Origin of the sequence: Methanosarcina sp. DH1 (assembly GCF_020804205.1) — an archaeon.
GTDB lineage: Archaea > Halobacteriota > Methanosarcinia > Methanosarcinales > Methanosarcinaceae > Methanosarcina > Methanosarcina vacuolata.
Window position 1 is genome coordinate 308,673 of the sequence record NZ_WJBJ01000019.1, and the last position, 17,926, is coordinate 326,598.

The following is a 17,926-nucleotide window of genomic DNA, read 5'->3' on the forward strand; positions in this document are numbered from 1 at the left end:
TTGGATAAAAATCCGTCACGAATTCTTAAATTAAATTATCCATTTCAATTTTTGCTGAACTTTACTCGTGCCTTAGTGAGTCCACAGGCTTCATTTTTGCGGCTTTTCTTGCAGGGTAGACTCCTGAGACAAAGCCCACGAAAACGGCTACGAAGAATCCGGCCGCAATGAGGCTGAAAGGAAAGACGACAGGAAGTTTGAGGAGGGTTTCAACACTGTATGCACCTGCGATCCCAACCGTACTCCCCAGGAGGCCCCCGAAAACTCCGAGCAGGATTGATTCTATCATGAAAAGAAAAAGAATGTCAAAGCCTGTAAATCCAAGAGATTTGAGCACTCCTATCTCCCTTGTCCTTTCAGTTACGCTTACGAGCATGATATTCATGATTCCTATTGAGCCAACCAGCAGTGAGATTAACGCAACGGCCGTCAGGAACGAACTTAGAGCTGCCGCCATCATATCCGTCTGTTCCAGTACCTCTGCCTGATTGACAATGATATAAGGGCGGGAATCTTTATCTTCAAGTTCCCTTTCAGAAATCCCGAAATTTCTGGCAAGACGCTCGTCGACCTCATCCGAAGTCTCCTGAACTTTTGCGGGGTCATCAGCCATTGCAAAAGCCCCGCCATAATCTTTTTCTCCAAGGATCTCGTTCATGACATCGATTGGGATAAGAACGGCTTCGTTGTCATTGTACGCCTGGATAACAGTGTTCTCCGGGTTCTGGATTATTGCCTTAACTTTAAAGGTCTTTGTAACTTTTTCGTCTTCTCCTACCCTGAATGTTATGTTTATGGAGTTCCGGGCCGAGATGTTCCGGTCGAATTTCTCGTTTGCAACCTTGTACCCGATAACTGCCACATACCCGTCGTTGTCAGTGATAAAATCTCCTTTCTGAAGCTTTGTGTTTGCCACCTCATCATAGGATTTCCCTACGCCGCTAACCATAATATTTTTGGTTTCGGACATGTACGTGACTTCTGCAGTTTGTGATTTCAAAGGAGAAACTCCCGAAATCCCGGGTGTGTTCTCAACGATCTTCAACTCATTGTCGTAAAAAAGTTTGGGCTGCATCCCCTGAATATAAATGAAATTCGATCCTATATTGGTCACTTCATTCGTAAAATGCTGGTTGAAACTTGCCCCAAGAGACACATTTGCAATTACAGCTGCAACTCCTATGACGATTCCAAGCACTGTAAGGGTCGAACGCAGCTTTGCACTTTTAATGCTTCCAAAAGCGAGTTTTCCTGCACTGAAAAGGTGGATCATAAATGGAGCTCCGTTTTACAGATTTTATAAGGACAGGTTGGAGGAGTGTAAAATTATGAACTCAGATAAAATCCATTTTTTTCTTAAACTTTCTTTAAATGAATCTCTCAAACATATAAATTCTACTAAAAAGGGTATCTCGATAATTAGCTCTGTACTTTTTATAAAAATTATTTAATATTGGTTCGAACTTTTTCAAATTGAGAGGAGATTTTTACCGTCAAATCTGAAGTAATCAATCTTGCTTTCGGGCAGCCCAATGAAGGAAAGCTCGTTGAATACCTCCGTAAAAACCCGAAATTTGTTCCCGAACTATCACTTGTAGCTTAATTTGATGGAAAAATAGCCTGGCATATTCTCTTTTTCTCTGTAGTAATCAAACTCAGGTACGGGAAAAAATGATTTCAATTGCTCCAGTTGCAGTTTTACCTGAATTTCAGACGCAGAGGACAGGAGGTGGACTCCTATGAGAAGGGTGAAAGCGTGCAAGCGGCTTGGATACGATTTCATTATTGTGTTGGAGCTTTGATCTTTTCCATCCAAATCTGGAAGTTCAGACTTTGCTGAAAAGAGATGAACAGAAAAAGATATGAAGTCTTAAAATTAAACTCCATATAGGTAATTAGATTGATATGCAGGTAATTAAATAATATTATATTAAACAGCTAGTTAATGCTAAAGTTGCCCGGCCACGAATTATTCACGTGTAAGTAAAGTTTTTTGTTTTAAGAGGGAAGGCATTTATTTTCAGGAAGGAGTGCATTTTCTTGCTTAAAGACAGAGTATTCGACAGACTTTCAGATGCAGGTTTCAAGATCCGGAATAAATCCAAATCCAGAAAGGCTTCATCACGTGAAGCTATCTTTGGGTCCAGTCCTATAATTGATGCTGATTTCGTTGAGATAGATGACGTTGAAGTAAATAACGTTGAAGTAGGTAACTTTGAAGTAGATGACGTTGAAGTAGATGACATTGAGGCAGATAAGGAATTTTTCAGCGATTCGAACTCATCTCATGAAGCGGATTCAGAACCAATCGACTCGGACCTTCTGGAAAAACTCAGAGAATACCTTAAAACGAGGTCTGAGGAGGAGATTTTGGAGATCTTTAGAGAAGTCCGTAAAATTCTGGAGAGCCGAGGCTCTGAAAATGATTTCCGAAAGGCATCTGGAGAGGAGATCCCTATTAATCAAAGAGCAAGACTAAAAAAGATCTCACAGAATGCTTTCAAAGTCTTTCTGGAAACGGCTTCCTATGGAAGAAAACAGATAATAAACGCCTCAAAAGTAGCTTCCTCAAAAGCCTCAACAATAGCATCCGAAGGAAAAGAATCAATAATTGATTCCTCGAAAAAGATAAACGAAAAATGGAATAACCTGAGTCCCAGAGATCAAAAAATCATTTCCGAATTAATTGTTGCAATGATCGAGATTGGGCTGCTTAAAGGAGCCAGCCGGAGTAAACAGGCTGCATTTTCCGTCCTTTCAAGCATATCCAGGCGCCAGACCCCAGCACGGAAAGACCTGGAAGATTTTGGAGAAGGTCTGCAGAAACTTTTTAAGCGCAGGCATTAAAGTACGAAGGACAAAAAATATCTACAGTGCGAAATACCAAAAACATCTTAATAAATACCACGCAGTCAAAAATGCTAGAGAATCAAAAATATCCGGGAACTTATATCTGGAAACTTATATCCGGAAACTTATATCCAGGAACTTATATCCAGGAACTTATATCCAGGAACTTATATCTGGAAACTTATATCCGGGAACTTATATCCGGGAACTTAAAACCTGTAAGGTTTGCTTATAGCTTTCACAAAACTTGCAGGGCTTTCTGCAACATCCCAATTTTCGGCATTCCCTATGAGATATGTGTGATCCGAAATCTGTTGCAGTCCGCCAGCATCATAATTTCCGATAATCAGGGAAAAGATCCTGGCTCTTCTTTCGGCTTTTATCTCATTCCATTCCCTAATAAGGGGTTTTTCTGAGAGTTCTGAATAACCATCGGTAAGGAAAAGAAGATCAGCTCCCTCGAAGGATTTTTCATTTTTCATAGCCTTAAGGCCTGCGCGAAGTGCGGTATTAAAATCGGTGCCGCCGCCAAAAGTAAACTTCAGGAACTCCAGAAACTCCTCCCCCATGCGCTTTTTATTCGTAAGTTCAATTTCAACGGTCTGCCACTTAGAGGAGAAGAGAATCACTTTAACATCCCTGCTTTCTGTTAACATTCTTCTCGTAACTGCCAGAACTACGGCTTTTGCAAGAAGCTCTGGGCTTCCCCGCATCGATGCCGAGGTGTCTACAAGGGCGACTACAGGCCCTTTTCTCTTTTTTCCTGCATTATCCGAGTTCCAGTTTTCTCCTTTTAGCTGGTAGGTCAGGAGTTTTCCTTCAAGCATATCAGCATAGAATTTACGCTTCAATAGGGGATTTTTTAGCTTTACGGTTTCTGCTGGAAGTAATGTCTGGATATCTCCCGATAAAGTGACCGAATGGACTTCGCTTTTACTGTACGGAGATAAACTCAGCTTTTTTGAACCGTATTCAAGTTCGATTCTTCCGACCTGCTCAAGAATTTCGTGAATAGACGAGCTCTTTCTAAGAAGTGCGGCGTATTTTTCAAGGTTTCCGAAGTATTCTCTGTGGAGAGCCCTCAAGGAGTAATCCCATGCTCTGCCCGGAAAGAGCATTGAGAGAATTTCCAGCATTTCAAGGTGGTCTTCAAGCACAGGGATAAGCTCTTCAATTTTTACAGCGATGCTTTCTTCTATAACAGAATCAAGAGCTTCTCCTGCCTTTTCTGAAGACATAAAGTTCAGAGTCATTGAAGCAAGTCTTTCGGACCCCGCAGTATTTCCAGTCTGAATATCTGGATTTTCCCAGGTCTCATGCTCGAGGTCTTGCAGAGAACTTCCCTCTTTGAGAGAATTTTCCTGCTGGAAGGAACGCTCCTGTGTAAGAGAATTTTCCTGTGTAAGGGAACTTTCCTCTTTGAGAAAATTTTCCTGTGTGAGGGAACTTTCTTGTTCGAGGGGACTTTCCTGTCTTCTTTCTTGAGTTGCCTGTTGATTGGATGTGTTAGGATTTTCCTGCAACCAGGAATTTTCTTCAAGATCTCTTATTCTGTTTCGTTCCCAAGCCGATTGAGTTTCATCGATTAGCTTCCTCAGGGCTTTAAGGCTTTTTTCCAGGTTTCTTGCGAACTTTTTTGAAAATTCAGATTCCAACTTTCCATAGTCATCCAGAAGTGTAAAAATTTCTTCAAGCAGGGCCCTGAGTATAAAAACACCTGCCAGGTTGTTGGCTCCTGCAAGAGTTTTTATTTCAGCCCAGACCCCAAAATCCCTTAAGCCTAGAAATATTGGATAAAAAGCTCCAAATTTACTCATAAACAGCTTTACATCTTTTATTTCGTATCCCTCTTCTGAAAAGAGCTCATAAACAAGAATTTCCGCAATTTCTTCCCTGACTTGCCTTGGTATTTTTCGTGGAGTTGCCAGGACACCCCTGAGCTCAATATTCAATATTGTGGAAGGATTGAAGGCGTGGCTAAACGATAAAGATGAGCCTAATCTGTGAATGCCCTCGAAATCTTCTTTCCGCTTTTTTAATTCCTGCATATTTTTCCTTTTCCGGAAATTCTCCTAAGTTTTAGGAGTTTTTGATAAGTTTTAGGAGTTTTATAGTTAAGTTGTCTTCTTATCTATTATATTTCAGAGAAACTCTTCAGCCATATTTTAGAATTTTTCAGCCATATTTTAGAGTTTTTCATCTATATTTCAAAGGTTTTTCAGTCATATTTTAGAGTTTTTCATCCATATTTTAAAGGTTTTTCAGCTATATTTTGGAGATATTCAGGTTTCAGCTATCTCTTCTGCTTTTTCAATGGTTACATCAAATACCCTGGGTTTTTCAAGCAGGAGCCTTACCTCGTTTAGACTGCTTGCAATCTCGTAAACATCGGTATTTTTGGAGCGATATTTCATCAGGATTTCCTGGCTGTCCTGCCCTGAAACCCAGAGATTTTCTCTCAGGGTGTTCTCAAGCGCTTTTTCTTCTTCCTGGATTTGCCTTCTGAAATAGTTCAGTCTTTCTTCCAGATTTTCGTACTCTTTTTCATAGAGCTTCTTATCTCCGTAATCAAGGCTGATCTTGAATTCAAACCCGTATTTTCTGCGGAATTGTTCTGCCAGGGACTCAAAGTTCAGGGAACTGTTGACATTGCTGTAGTCGAGCCCGAAACTGTAAGAATGGGTTGGAAATTCGGTATGGTGTTTTAGCAGGTCAAGGGCATTGTCGAATGTGAGGTTCCTCTGCGCTTTGACCCCTGAAAACCTTGAGCTTTTCAGGCTGCCTGTTGTCCTTCTTTCTTCTTCGTAGCACTTATTACAGGCTACGAGATCCGGAAGTTCCTGCTGCAAACAACTGTAAATGGAATTTTTCAGATCAAGGACATCCAGTTTCAATTTGCCAGTATCCGTGCCCCCTGAAACAACCCTGTCCAGAATAAGTTTCCTGATTGCTTCTTTCTGTTCCGGTACTTCCCAGAGTACGTGCTGTAGCAGGACAGCAGTCATCCGGTCTACACTGGTATGCCCGTTTACGACTGAAGCTACCCTGAGTACATTTACAATTTTCTTCCAGCGCCTGTCCGATACAAAAATATTTGAGTTCCTGAGTTCTCTTCGGAGTGCCTTTATAATTGACCGAACCTCGGGATCAACAGGGAGGTCTCTTGCTCTCTTCTGGGTTTCCTTTATATCTTCTATGCTGAGTTTCGTTGAGGGTACGAAATCTTCGGTGTTTTTGAAGATCAGGTCTTCAAGGTTCTCTTCGTGCTGAATATAATCCACCCTGTACCTGAACAAAAAACGGTCGTAGAGAGCTTCGAGGCTTTCGTCTTCTTCCGGCAGCTCGTTGGAAGCCCCAAAAACCGTAAACAGAGGCACCTCAATAAGTTCCTTGCCGTTATGGTACTTTCTCTCATTCAATACAGTCAACATGCTGTTTAAGATGGAACTGTTTGCCTTGAAAATCTCATCGAGCAGGGCTATATGGGCAGTTGGAAGGTAACCTTCTACCCGCCTGCTGAACTCGTCTCTCTCAAGCGCTTTAAGGGAAAGCGGCCCAAATACCTCTTCAGGCGTGGAAAAGCGGGTAAGAAGATAATGGAAAAAGTTTCCCCCTTCTATAGTTTCGCAGATTTTGCTTGCAAGCAGGGTTTTTGCAGTTCCGGGTGGGCCAAGTAAAAGGACATGCTCGCCGGAGAGGAGTGCAAGAAGAGACCCGTTAATTTCAGCATCTCGTTCTTTAAAGTAGCCTGAAAACTCCTGTTTGATATTGATAACCGTATTCTTTAAATCCAGAATTTTCATAAATTCCAAGACCTATATAAATTTCTTTTTTTCAGCATCCCGCCTTTAGTATGTGAGAAAGATGCTACAATAGTGAATTGCAATAGCCGGTTAGAATAATATAAAAAAATGAATTTCCTATTTTTATGGGCCTTGCCTTAATTAATTTTTCTAAAAATTCTTATCCCTACCACCGATATGCCTGCGGATTATATTTCTTCCCCGAGATATACCTTTCTGCTTTGATACTGAAGCCCAGTTTTTATAAGGTCTCATACGCTGGGATCCATCTTGTAAAAGTTTTTTCCGACCCTATCGGCCCCACCGATCCTGCCTTTTACCATCCGAAGGGGTTATGCATAAGGAAGGTGATGATTAATGAGAATGATTTAAATTCACCTGAATGAGAATATTCCTGGTGACGAATAAATAAAAATCGCATCCTTAAATAAATCAAATTCCGGAAGTCACTGCATGAATGATTTCGAGCGTGAAAAATACAGCCGTCAGATTCTTCTTTTTGGGGAAGAGGGACAGGAAAAGTTGAAGAATGCAACAGTACTGGTTGCCGGGGCAGGCGGACTGGGAAGTCCGGTTTCCACCTATCTAGCAATAGCAGGAATCGGAAAAATAATTCTTGCAGATTTCGATTCCGTGGACCCCAGCAATCTAAATAGACAGTTTCTTCACCATCAAAAGGACATCGGAAGGCTTAAGGTAGAGTCTGCAAAGGAAAAACTGCTCTCCATGAACCCGGATATTGAGGTTGAAACTATAGCAGAGATGCTTACCGAATCAAATCTCGAAGCCCTTGTTCCTGAATGTGATGTTATAGTTGATGCGCTTGATAATCTCGAAACCAGACATATGCTTAACAGGCTTGCCATTAAAAGAAGGATTCCTTTAATACATGGAGCAGTTACCGGTTATGACGGGCAGGTAACAACAATAGTTCCTGGAGAAACTCCCTGTTTTTACTGTATTTTCCCACGTATTTCCAAAAAGGAAGTTTTTCCGGTTTTAGGGACAACCCCAGGGATCATCGGTTCCATCCAGGCAAATGAAGTCATTAAATTCCTGACAGGACAGGGAAAACTTCTGGAAGGTCGCCTCCTGTTCTGGAATGGGCTTTCTGGAAATTTCAGCGAAATATCACTCTCAAAGCTAAATAATTGTCCTGTTTGTGGAAATCTTAAGACAATGCGTGGAAACAAATGAGAGTTTTACTATTTTGAATCCAGATAAAACTTTATTTCGATTCCCTGCCGCCTATTGACCAATTTAATATATCTTCAGTAATAATATCTTATAGGGTATAGGGTAATATCTTATAGGGTATCTTATTACAGGGGATCTTGTGCGAGGGAATTGGATGAAAAAGAAGACCATGCCAGTTGAGAAGGAAGTCAATGGTTTGAACGAGAACTCAAATTTATGGTCTTATGGATTTCAGTATCTGAATTATGGATTTCAGGATTTGAATTATGGATTTCAGGATTTGAATATTTCTTCACCGACTTCACTTCCTGCTCCACTTCCTAGTTCACTTCCTGCTCTTATTCCGAATGCACCTTATTTTGACCTCCGGATCTATAGGGAGCCCATGATAAAGTCGTTGATCAAGGTACACAGTAAAGATATGTACCGGCTGCTTGAGAACGTTCACTTTGATGGAAACTACTACAGGGTAAAGTGTGTAAGTTCAGGGGAGTGGGAGTACTGCTGGGATCTTGCCGTCAGGATTCAATTTTTTGGAAAAATGCTGGGAATGACTCTTTATCCCAAGCGCCTGGTCTCACAGAAAGAAAAAAGAATTGTCTACAGGTCTATGATCCTCGTTAACCCTTACCAGCTCTGGGACGAAGCTCTTGTAAACAAATTCTGGAATTTGCAGGAGAGGGTTGAGTTCCTGATAGCCAGAATTCTTTTTCACGAGTGTATTCACGTTATGATTTCGCTTGGAAACATCCTGCCTTCAGGTTTTGGAAACACGGGCATTTACCTTGAGTTTAAGAAGATGCTGGAAATCTCGGTTTCCGAGATGCTTTCTCATGAGCTTCATAATGTACAGTTCCGCCTCTGGAATCTTGTGCTGTTTGGATCGTCAGGTTCTGAAAGTGAAAAAAAACTGCTTGAAAGAGTTCAGGAAATATACGAGTTCCTTATCAACGAAAAATACGCTAACCAGAAAACTGGAAAAGCTTTCCGTTTCCCATCAAACAACAAAAAAATTGCCAGAAAATACTCCTGGATAGCAGCTGTTAAAGCCGGGGGAGACAAGCAGGTTAGCAAAAGAATCTGGCAGGTAGAGGTCCGCAGGCTCAGGATCGCACTGAGGGAACTCTTTGAGGGCATTGATACGGAATTAAGTAATATGGGATTTACAATGGATTAAATCATATAAATCCCAGGTTTCTTTTTCCCGCTTTCATTCTACGATTCGTAGTTTACTTTTCCCCTTCTTTCTTCCCGTAATTTTATTACTTACTTTATCTCTCTATTGCTTTGTTTTTTAGAGCTGAATCTTACTCCCTTGTTCCAGAACTTTTACAATCTTTTCCATATCGGGAAGTTCATGTACAGGATATTCTTCGAAGAATATAACCTTCTGTTCCTCGTTGATAATTATGTTCGCCCTCTGAGAGACCCCTTCTTTTTCTCTGAATATTCCATATGCTCTGGCAACTTCCCCATGAGGCCAGAAGTCTGAAAGAAGCTTGATGTGTGTAATTCCAAGTTCCTTAGCCCAGGCTCTTTTTGAAGGTATAGGGTCCACACTTATGCCAAAAGCCACCGTGTTCAATCTGGAGAACATTTCGTGATTTTCCTCAAGTGATTTCATCTGTTCTGCACACACGCTTGTCCAGGCGAGTGGATGGAATGATAAAAGAACCTTCTTGCCAGCGAAATCATAGAGGTGCACCTCTATCTGTTTATGGTCTCTTAGCCTGAAATCCTGAATTTTGTCCCCGATTTTAATCTCGCTCATGATAATTTCCCCAATTTAATAAAATCCCTTATGTTTTAATAAATTGTCTGTCTGCTGACCTGTTTAACACTGCTGGCAGTTTGACATTTTTGACAGCGAGAAGTAAAGATTGGAATGCAAAAAAGGTTCAAAGCGGGAGTAACATATAAAAATAACTCGAAGGGCAGTTCATATTAAAAAAATAATGGAAAACAAAAAAAAGTAGTAAAAATAAAAATGACGACGGAATGATTCAATTATAATATCAAAGTATTTATTGCCAAGAATCATTATTGGGATACTGAAATTAAGGGTCAGTTCCTGAACTGCAAATTTGAGGTTATATTTTTATCATTCCTGAATAATCAACAGTCTTTAATTGATTATAAAAACTTTGTTTTTCTTTTCTATATAATGCGTATCTATATAAAGCGTATAGTGAACTTGAAATCATGGTAAAAGTAATTTTCAATTTTATTTACTTAATTCTCCGAATTTTTTCTCTTGAGAAGGTTCTTGCATTTTTCAATTATACCTTCATTAACTGATTCTGATTTGTTATTATTTACTCTATTGCGTTTCATTTGATCGTGTTCTCTACGAGACATCGGTTTAGAAGTTTTTTTAGACATTGTTAAACACCGTTTAAAAGTAATAAAATCAATCTTTCTTAGATTATGTCCGTGAATTGTCAATCAATTATAAAAAATGAGTGGATTTGTTGTTTTTGAGTAAACATATGCAAATTTATATACATGTTATTTTTCGATAACTGACAGACACTGTTATTCTTATTTATACTCGAGTTGGTGCAATAACCCGGTATAATGTTAGTGACTCTAATCTTTTCTTAAGATTGAAATTATACACCCATATTTACTGTAAAACTTAAATATAAGAGTAACGAAAGTCCCTGAGAGAATTCTTATTCCTTCACTGGTATTGCAAACTTTATAGTAAATTCAGTTCCAGAGTCTCTTTTTAGTTCAAGTTTTCCTTCTAGCTGATCTACAAGGATAGCAATTAATTGAAAGCCAAGGGTATCAGAACCTTCTATATTAATGTTTTCTGGGATACCCACTCCATTGTCCAAAACGGTTAAGATAAAGTTAGCAACCTTATTTTCGTAATCACCTTTTATGCTTCCTGATGCGTCATTTAAAATACCTGTGTCTTCTTCCTTAAAAAGTTCCTTACAAAGCTCTTTACAAAGCCTGATTTGAATTATTCCGTTAGTTCTGCCTGAGAATGCATACTTGAGAGAGTTTGAAATAATTTCGTTGACAATCAGCCCGAGAGGAACTGCAATATCGATATCGAAGAAAATATTATCTTCAAGATCCATATCTAAGTCAATGTTCATATTTTTAAAACTATAAGCCTGGAAAAGGTTCTTAACAAGCTTCTCAAGATATGGAGAAAAGTTCAATTCATTATTTCCATTGCCTTCATGCAGTTCTTCATGAATCAGGGCAATTGAGATTATTCTGTCCTGACTTTCCCTGAAGGCCTCAAGAACTTCCAAATACTCAACGCGCCCTCTGCTTTTGAATTTTTCAACCTCAAGATCAAGCAGGGATGAGATCACTTGAAGGTTGTTTTTAATACGGTGATGGATTTCCCTTTTACGGGCATTTTCGATATTCGCAAGGAAAATTTCTGTCTTTTTTCTTTCTGTGATGTTTTTAGATGCCCCAATAATCCTATATGCATTCCCGTTTTCGTCTCTCTGACAGATGAAGTTGTCCTCAATAAAAATATATTCTTCATTCTTATTTCTAAAACGGTACTCGATTCTGTAAGTATCTTCGGGCATCTGAAAGTTTTCGTGATTTTCAAGGAATAGATCTCGGTCTTCCGGATGAATACGGGACAGACAGAAATCACGATTCTTATTTCTTAAACCGATATTTTTAAACTCATCAGGAGTAAATCCTGTTATCTTCTCGACATCGCCTGCCCAGGCAAAAGTATCTTCCTTAATATTATACTCGTATATGATCTGTCCTGTCTGTTCGGCCACTATACGGTATCTTTCCTCGCTTAACCTGAGCGCTTTTTCAGTTTTCTTACGCTCGGTAATGTCCTGAAGTATACCCCTAATTCTAACAGGATTATTTTCCTCGTTAAAAGTGATTTCTGGCTGTACATGAACTATTTTTTCTTCTCCGCCGGGTAAAATAATCCTATGGTCAATGCTGAAAAGTTTCCCATTTGAAGCTTCTTTAATTGCATTAATCACAATGTCTCGATCTTCAGGATGTATATAACTTAAAAACTCATTATAAGTTGGAGTTGATCCCTGGGGTTTCAGTCCAAAAATTCTATAATATTCGTCAGACCACCATATTTCCTTAGTTATAAGATTCCATTCCCAACTTCCAAGGTGTGCTATTTTTTGAGCTTCTGCAAGGTTTTTTTCGCTTTCCTTCAATGAATTGTAAGATTTCTCAAGCTCTGACGTACGCTCTTCAACCAGTTTTTCTAAATTATCATGCGCTCGTTTTAGAGCTTCTTCTGCCTTTTTAAGCTCTGTAATATCACGTGCGGCAGCAAAAACCCCAATAACCTTGCCATTCTCGTCTTTATAAAATGAAGCATTATACAAAACAGGAGTTATATGTCCGTCCCTGTGATGAATTCCCAGAGGATAATCCCTAATTTCACCATCTAGGAATACCTGTTGATATCCTGTAAAGGCTTTCTCAGGTTCAGTGAAATAATATGAAAAATCAGTTCCAATCAATTCGTTTCTGGAATATCCAGTAACCTGTTCTGTAGCGCCATTTACATCCGTAATTTTTCCTTCAGGCCCGATGGTTATTAATGGGTCCAGGCTAGCTTCAATCAGGCTACGATTATAAAGATTTGAGAATTTCAGAGCTTCTTCCGACTTTTTCCTTTGCAGGGCCTGCGTCACTGCCGGTGCTATAGCTTCAAGATCCTCCTGCTGCTCGTAACTATAGCCGTTTTTACGGTTTGCAACCGCAATCAAGCCTATTGTTTTCCCGTCCTGAACAAGGGGCACTCCCAGAAACGATCTGATTGGGAGATGCCCTTCCGGCAAGCCTCTGCTGTCTGGGTGTGACTGTGGATCATTGGTAAAGAAAGCTTTCTCGTTGATAATGACACTGCCGTACAGGCCATGAACAGCAAAATCACCAGGTGGACTACGATGCTTTGCCTTGTCGTACATAAGGCACTGTTCCCATGCAAGCTCGCTTTTTGCAACATCGTGTAGCAACCCGTCGGCGTCCATTCCATTGATGAACCCAAACTGGCTGCCGGTCATTTTCAGGGCGACAGATAAACACGTATTTCCCAGTTCTTCTTCTGTTTTTGCCTGTACTACATTGCTGAAAATTTTATTTATTCCCTCTAGAATCCGGTTGTATCTGCAAATACGGTTCTCTTCTTGCTTACGCCTGGTGATGTCAGTAAACATGCCTATAGAGCCTGCAAATTTGCCATCTTTGCCAAAGAAGGATCTAGTATTTACAAGAGTCCATAAGGGTGAGCCGTCTCTACATATTAGTTTAAATTCATGGCTCTCACCAATATATTGCTGTCTTTTTTCAATATTCGGTATGGAAACAACTTTATTTTCTTCATCTGTGAATTTCCACCCAGATCTGCCAATCATTTCTTCCTGGCTAAATCCTAACATCTCTGTCATTTTTTTATTTACATAGATAGTCTTGTTTTCAGCGTCAACTACCCATATACCCTCGTTTGCTGTCTCTACGATGTTGCGGTACTTATCCTCGCTCTCCCGCAGCGCATCCAGCAGAGTATCGCATTCGGCCAGCGATTGTGAAAGCTTGAAATTACTGTGGCTTAGTTGCGAGATCATGTTGGCAAGTTTCATGAAGAAGGACATGTTTTTGTTTACAGCCTGTCTGCTAAGCCGTGGAACTTTTTCAAGCGCTGCTATATACTCCTCTTCATTGAAGCCGTATTTTCTAGCCTGGGACCGGAAAAATTCATATTCAAGAGGTTCATCCTCAAAAAAGAAGTGCCCTGAGAAGATATTGCCTATATGCTGGCCGCCCACAATAAGAGGAGTCGCAACATCCCACATGTTATTTTTGCACCTGTACAGCTTAAGTTCTCCAGGAGCAACACCCAGGGACAGTTTTGTATCACTTTCTACGCAGTATTTGCAGGTCTCTGGATGAAACCTGTGGAATTTAGTGCAGATATCCTGCCACCCAGCAATTGCAGGAACATTACCTTTGAGGTCGACCAGTGCTGTAGTAATGTGAGTAAGTTCATACAAGTCATCCATGAGAGACTGAATCGCTGGAATATCAAGAATATCAGCCAGCTCAAAGTTTCCTGCTATCCTGGAAGGTGAGAGGTTATTATCTAACTTCAACCCAAAATATTGCTCATTCTGGCTCAGTGCTTCCTCTACTTGCTTCTTCTCAGTACAAGGTTTCCTCAGTTTTTCTTCCATTCAGAACCTTCTCCGAAAATCAAGGGGTCACTTTGTTTGTTGCTTTAAGCAGACTAGATCAAAAATGTACTCACCATTGGGCCTAAGCGAATTCTATCTTGATAGCAATTAAATCATTTTAAAGTTATAAAAACAACTGCAAAATATCTTTATAATAATGATATTGCACAAATTATTTAAAGAAATTGTACTTTCTTTAAAAAAAGTTTGAATAGAAACAGCCTTTCAATATATAGAAAAGTGTTTTATCCCAAAATTATTTTATCCCAAAATTATTTTGCTTTTTTAATTTCTGTTATTACAGTCATATATCGTATACAAGTGATCCATGACTTTACTCCAACTTCGATAATGTGTATCAATCTGCAGATAAATACCACAACGGAAGAATCACAAAGAGGGGATCAAAGGGAGAAAGATGGATTCTGACGCAGATTGCTCAAGCAGCGGCAAAAAAGAATAACAGTAAGTTAAAAGAGTTTTTTAACAGGAAAAATTAGTTTTTAGTTAGACCTTTCCAGATAATTATTCAAATTTCTGTTCGCATGATTTTGCTTTGTTAATTGTATCTTGTCCTTCGATTAAACCGTTTTTCCCATTTCATATGCATGTTCCATTGCTTTTGTTTCTTTGATGTCTCCAATGTTCCAGGCACCGGTTCCGTAGATAATACCCTTTTCCTTTGCTCCTTCAAGGCAGGAAGTAAATCCCCTGAATCCTTCAAATGTTCTCTCCATAGCCTGCTTACTATCGTTTGCTGCCGTCGCAATAAAATAAAAATCCTTATCGCTGATTTCCATGTAATGGGAGCAAGTGCGGTCAATTAGAGTCTTCATTTGACCGTTCATTGTGTAAAAGTACACCGGCGTTGCCATTACAATCGCATCTGCCGCAATCATTTTTTCCAGGATTTCTTCCATGTCGTCTTTTTGGGGACAGCCCTCTCCCATGTTAAAACAGGTTCCACATCCTGTGCAGTAATTGATTGTTTTATCTCTCAAAAAGATCTTTTCTGTCTGATTGCCTGCTTCTTTTGCTCCAAGCATAAACTGGTCGCACAACATGTCGGAGTTTCCGCCTTTCCTCGGGCTGGCGGACAGTATCAATACTTTTTTACTCATTGAAATTATCTCCATATCTTGAGTTATCCTTACTTCTCAAAAAATTGTATCCAGCATCCTGTTATGGATTAACACATGGATTTCTTTGTATCATTAGACCTAATCGGGTATTACTTCATTCAAACACGCAATCGCATTCAATGTCCTGGGATATCCGATATATGGCAATAGCTGCGTAACTGTGCTGAGCAGCGTTTCTTTGTCATTCCCAACATTCAGATTGCCCTGCATATGTCCTTTTAACTGGGGCTCACATCCTCCAAGGGATAAAATCACAGAGAATGTCAAGAGTTCTCTTGTTTTTATATCCAGTCCTTTTCTGGTGTAGTAATCACCAAAACAGTTTGCAGATAAGTATTTTTGAATATGGACCTGATCTGCTGGTGCTGCCTCGTACATTTTATCGATTATGTCACCAAATATTTCCTTCTGAACTTCCAGCCCTTTTTCAAATCGTGTTTTTGGTGAAGTTGTAGACTGGCTTTCTAAGGGTAGTTTTATTCCCCTGCTTTCCAGTATTTCATTTGTGGCATGGATAAAATCAAATGCTTTTGCCATCCCGACATATGGTACGGATTGATATACAACCTCTTTAACCTCGATTGGAGTCACACTGACATTGAGTGCATCACCAAGCATTACTTTATATTCGCTTAAAGTCTGGCTTGCGATTAGAGATGCCAAGATGACCATCAATCTGGTTTTTGTATCTAAATTTCCATAACTGATCACTTCATCAAAAGCAAAATTATCGAAAACTTCTATGAGTTCCGGATCTGTTATTTTTAGTGTTGATTTATGATTGGGAAATAATTCTTCATGGTTCTTGTTTGCTGTTTCACTGATACTCATAATTTACCTCTCTTTTTGCCCAGGAGGATATTCGGAATCCGTTTCACCGTTTCACCGTTTCCTCCTGACAGCCAGTTTGTTCCGAAAATTGTTCGGTCAAATTCTCATTCATCTTTATTTTGTCGGTAATCCCGGGCCGGCCTCAAATTCCGCTGACACATCTTTTAAGTACTCTGTTATCTTCAGATGCTGAGGGCATGACTTTTCACACTGTTTACAGTCTATGCAATCGCTAGCTTTGCCATGATTTGAAGTAAGGTTCAGATAATAAACAAACTGGCTTGAGATATTATCAGTTACAGCACGCTTTGCACTATTATACAATGCAAAGTAATCAGGTATTGCAATATTCTCAGGACACCCTGCTTCACAATATCTGCAGGTTGTGCAGGGAATCGCAGTATCTTCATTTATAATATCAATTACCTGGCTGATGGTCCTGTATTCTTCCTCATTCAGAGGCTCGAAGTCTGTCATATATGAGGTATTATCAAGTACCTGTTCCATGGTATTCATACCGCTAAGGACCATCATGACGCCTTCCTGACTGGCAGCAAATCTGACTGCCCAGGAGGCAATGGATAATTCAGGATTATATGCTTTCATCAATTCTTCTGCTTTTTCTGGAACTGAGGCAAGATTTCCACCCTTGCAGGGTTCCATTACAACAATTGGTTTGTTATGTTTTCTTGCAACTTCATAGCATCTTTTTGACTGGATACCTGGATTCTCCCAGTCAATGTAATTGATCTGTAACTGAACAAAATCCAGTTCAGGATGAGCAGTTAGAATTTCATCCAGTAATTCCGGCGTATCATGAAAAGAGATGCCCAGATTCTTTATTTTGCCTTCTTCCTTTTTCTTCAAAGCAAAACCAAATGTATCAAATTTGCATGCCTGCTCATAAGCACTCACACCAATATTGTGAAGCAGGTAATAATCAAAAAATTCAACACCGCAATTTTCCAGTTGCTCATTAAAAATTCTATCCTGGTCTTCCACTGCTTTTAACATTCTGGGAGGAAGTTTCGTCGCAAGAGTAAATTCATCTCTGTCATGTCTTTTTACTAAAGCTTCTCTAACAGCTTCCTCGCTCTTGAATCCATGGTATGTATATGCTGTATCAAAGTAAGTAAATCCTCTTTCCAAAAATGTATCTACCAATTTGTTTAATGCTTCTGTGTCAAATGATGTCTGATCATCTTTGTCCAGAAGTGGTAATCTCATACAGCCAAAACCTAATCGTTTTGCCATTTTATCTCCCTTTGCTAAATGATCCACAAATGTCCTGTGGACTCGACCAGCTCACAAGGTCATACTGATTTTATTCAACCAATCTGCGACATCTTTTTTCGCTGCACTTACACGAGAGCCCTGGATCGCGAGCCCTTTCAAAAGTGTTGCCTTAGGACAAAGTTTTGCAATGTCTTTTTCACTGCGGCCTAATCCGCTTCCTTCATGTGTACAAAATGGAACAATGGTCTTTCCGGAAAAATCATATTCTTCCAGGAATGTAAACACCGGCATCGGCATCGTTCCCCACCAGTTGGGATAACCCAGAAATATCACATTATAAGAGTCCATATTTTCTACATGGCTGGAAAGCTCAGGCCTGGCATTGTTATTCAATTCTTTTTTTGCCACGTTGGTTGTTGCAGTATAATCCCTGGGATAAGACTTCACTGTATCAATACGGAAAACGTCGCCTCCTGTTATTTCCCGGATCATGTCGGCTACTACTTTTGTGTTACCGACAGGCAAATTCACGATCTTTCCACTGACATAGTTATTCCCCTCACGTGAAAAACAGGCTATCAGGCATTTCTCTTCTTTTAAAGTCGCCATTCCTTGTCCCTCGCCTTCTTTTTGTTTATTCATATCCAAAATTAACTAC

The 17,926-nt window shown here is 39.8% G+C and carries 14 protein-coding genes and 1 pseudogene; 5 read left to right on the top strand and 10 right to left on the bottom strand.

Annotated features, from left to right (window positions below):
- Positions 1-61: 61 nt before the first annotated feature.
- Complete coding sequence (locus FXW07_RS10240; RefSeq protein WP_229395335.1) at positions 62-1,273, bottom strand: ABC transporter permease; 1,212 nt, start codon at positions 1,271-1,273, stop codon at positions 62-64.
- Positions 1,274-1,588: 315 nt separating this feature from the next.
- On the bottom strand, positions 1,589-1,783 hold the full coding sequence (locus tag FXW07_RS10245; protein WP_229395336.1) for a hypothetical protein: 195 nt from the start codon (positions 1,781-1,783) through the stop codon (positions 1,589-1,591).
- Positions 1,784-2,040: 257 nt separating this feature from the next.
- Here FXW07_RS10245 and FXW07_RS10250 point away from each other — a divergent pair, with 257 nt between their 5' ends.
- Positions 2,041-2,847, top strand: a complete 807-nt coding sequence (locus FXW07_RS10250) for a hypothetical protein (protein ID WP_229395337.1) — start codon at positions 2,041-2,043, stop codon at positions 2,845-2,847.
- A gap of 212 nt (positions 2,848-3,059) precedes the next feature.
- Here the strand turns inward: FXW07_RS10250 and FXW07_RS10255 are convergent, their stop codons facing one another.
- A complete protein-coding gene (locus FXW07_RS10255) occupies positions 3,060-4,898 on the bottom strand; it encodes a VWA domain-containing protein (RefSeq protein ID WP_229395338.1) in 1,839 nt (612 codons plus the stop codon).
- A 234-nt stretch (positions 4,899-5,132) separates the two neighbouring features.
- Positions 5,133-6,653 carry an AAA family ATPase gene (locus FXW07_RS10260; protein ID WP_229395375.1) on the bottom strand — a complete coding sequence of 507 codons (1,521 nt, stop codon included), beginning with the start codon at positions 6,651-6,653 and terminating at the stop codon, positions 5,133-5,135.
- Between the two features lie 125 nt (positions 6,654-6,778).
- Between FXW07_RS10260 and FXW07_RS10265 the strand changes: the two genes are divergently transcribed.
- The 3 genes from FXW07_RS10265 to FXW07_RS10275 all read left to right on the top strand — a co-directional run bounded on the left by FXW07_RS10265 (position 6,779) and on the right by FXW07_RS10275 (position 9,027).
- A complete protein-coding gene (locus FXW07_RS10265) occupies positions 6,779-7,039 on the top strand; it encodes a hypothetical protein (protein WP_229395339.1) in 261 nt (86 codons plus the stop codon).
- A 67-nt stretch (positions 7,040-7,106) separates the two neighbouring features.
- Positions 7,107-7,850 carry a HesA/MoeB/ThiF family protein gene (locus FXW07_RS10270; RefSeq protein WP_229395340.1) on the top strand — a complete coding sequence of 248 codons (744 nt, stop codon included), beginning with the start codon at positions 7,107-7,109 and terminating at the stop codon, positions 7,848-7,850.
- Positions 7,851-8,004: 154 nt separating this feature from the next.
- Complete coding sequence (locus FXW07_RS10275; protein WP_229395341.1) at positions 8,005-9,027, top strand: hypothetical protein; 1,023 nt, start codon at positions 8,005-8,007, stop codon at positions 9,025-9,027.
- Positions 9,028-9,144: 117 nt separating this feature from the next.
- Here FXW07_RS10275 and FXW07_RS10280 read toward each other — a convergent pair whose 3' ends face one another.
- Positions 9,145-9,621, bottom strand: coding sequence for a peroxiredoxin (locus tag FXW07_RS10280; RefSeq protein WP_229395342.1), 477 nt, complete (start codon positions 9,619-9,621; stop codon positions 9,145-9,147).
- Between the two features lie 904 nt (positions 9,622-10,525).
- Positions 10,526-14,059 carry a PAS domain S-box protein gene (locus FXW07_RS10285; protein ID WP_229395343.1) on the bottom strand — a complete coding sequence of 1,178 codons (3,534 nt, stop codon included), beginning with the start codon at positions 14,057-14,059 and terminating at the stop codon, positions 10,526-10,528.
- 350 nt (positions 14,060-14,409) lie between these two features.
- Here FXW07_RS10285 and FXW07_RS10290 point away from each other — a divergent pair.
- Positions 14,410-14,553: pseudogene (locus FXW07_RS10290) on the top strand (transposase); the annotation flags it as partial.
- 87 nt (positions 14,554-14,640) lie between these two features.
- Here FXW07_RS10290 and FXW07_RS10295 read toward each other — a convergent pair.
- The 4 genes from FXW07_RS10295 to FXW07_RS10310 all read right to left on the bottom strand — a co-directional run bounded on the left by FXW07_RS10295 (position 14,641) and on the right by FXW07_RS10310 (position 17,877).
- On the bottom strand, positions 14,641-15,180 hold the full coding sequence (locus FXW07_RS10295) for a flavodoxin family protein (RefSeq protein ID WP_229395344.1): 540 nt from the start codon (positions 15,178-15,180) through the stop codon (positions 14,641-14,643).
- Positions 15,181-15,279: 99 nt separating this feature from the next.
- The gene (locus FXW07_RS10300) at positions 15,280-16,032 is read right to left on the bottom strand and encodes a carboxymuconolactone decarboxylase family protein (protein ID WP_229395345.1); all 753 of its coding nucleotides are present in this window, start codon (positions 16,030-16,032) and stop codon (positions 15,280-15,282) included.
- A gap of 114 nt (positions 16,033-16,146) precedes the next feature.
- Positions 16,147-17,286: an aldo/keto reductase gene (locus FXW07_RS10305; protein ID WP_229395346.1), complete on the bottom strand. Its 1,140-nt coding sequence runs from the start codon at positions 17,284-17,286 to the stop codon at positions 16,147-16,149.
- A gap of 51 nt (positions 17,287-17,337) precedes the next feature.
- Complete coding sequence (locus FXW07_RS10310; protein WP_229395347.1) at positions 17,338-17,877, bottom strand: flavodoxin; 540 nt, start codon at positions 17,875-17,877, stop codon at positions 17,338-17,340.
- Positions 17,878-17,926: the final 49 nt, after the last annotated feature.

Bases quoted from the DNA above. Each gene is read 5' to 3' on its own strand.
- FXW07_RS10240 (WP_229395335.1), bottom strand. From the start codon at position 1,273: ATGATCCACCTTTTCAGTGCAGGAAAACTCGCTTTTGGAAGCATTAAA.
- FXW07_RS10245 (WP_229395336.1), bottom strand. From the start codon at position 1,783: ATGAAATCGTATCCAAGCCGCTTGCACGCTTTCACCCTTCTCATAGGA.
- FXW07_RS10255 (WP_229395338.1), bottom strand. From the start codon at position 4,898: ATGCAGGAATTAAAAAAGCGGAAAGAAGATTTCGAGGGCATTCACAGA.
- FXW07_RS10260 (WP_229395375.1), bottom strand. From the start codon at position 6,653: ATGAAAATTCTGGATTTAAAGAATACGGTTATCAATATCAAACAGGAG.
- FXW07_RS10265 (WP_229395339.1), top strand. From the start codon at position 6,779: ATGGGCCTTGCCTTAATTAATTTTTCTAAAAATTCTTATCCCTACCAC.
- FXW07_RS10270 (WP_229395340.1), top strand. From the start codon at position 7,107: ATGAATGATTTCGAGCGTGAAAAATACAGCCGTCAGATTCTTCTTTTT.
- FXW07_RS10275 (WP_229395341.1), top strand. From the start codon at position 8,005: ATGAAAAAGAAGACCATGCCAGTTGAGAAGGAAGTCAATGGTTTGAAC.
- FXW07_RS10280 (WP_229395342.1), bottom strand. From the start codon at position 9,621: ATGAGCGAGATTAAAATCGGGGACAAAATTCAGGATTTCAGGCTAAGA.
- FXW07_RS10285 (WP_229395343.1), bottom strand. From the start codon at position 14,059: ATGGAAGAAAAACTGAGGAAACCTTGTACTGAGAAGAAGCAAGTAGAG.
- FXW07_RS10295 (WP_229395344.1), bottom strand. From the start codon at position 15,180: ATGAGTAAAAAAGTATTGATACTGTCCGCCAGCCCGAGGAAAGGCGGA.
- FXW07_RS10300 (WP_229395345.1), bottom strand. From the start codon at position 16,032: ATGAGTATCAGTGAAACAGCAAACAAGAACCATGAAGAATTATTTCCC.
- FXW07_RS10305 (WP_229395346.1), bottom strand. From the start codon at position 17,286: ATGGCAAAACGATTAGGTTTTGGCTGTATGAGATTACCACTTCTGGAC.
- FXW07_RS10310 (WP_229395347.1), bottom strand. From the start codon at position 17,877: ATGGCGACTTTAAAAGAAGAGAAATGCCTGATAGCCTGTTTTTCACGT.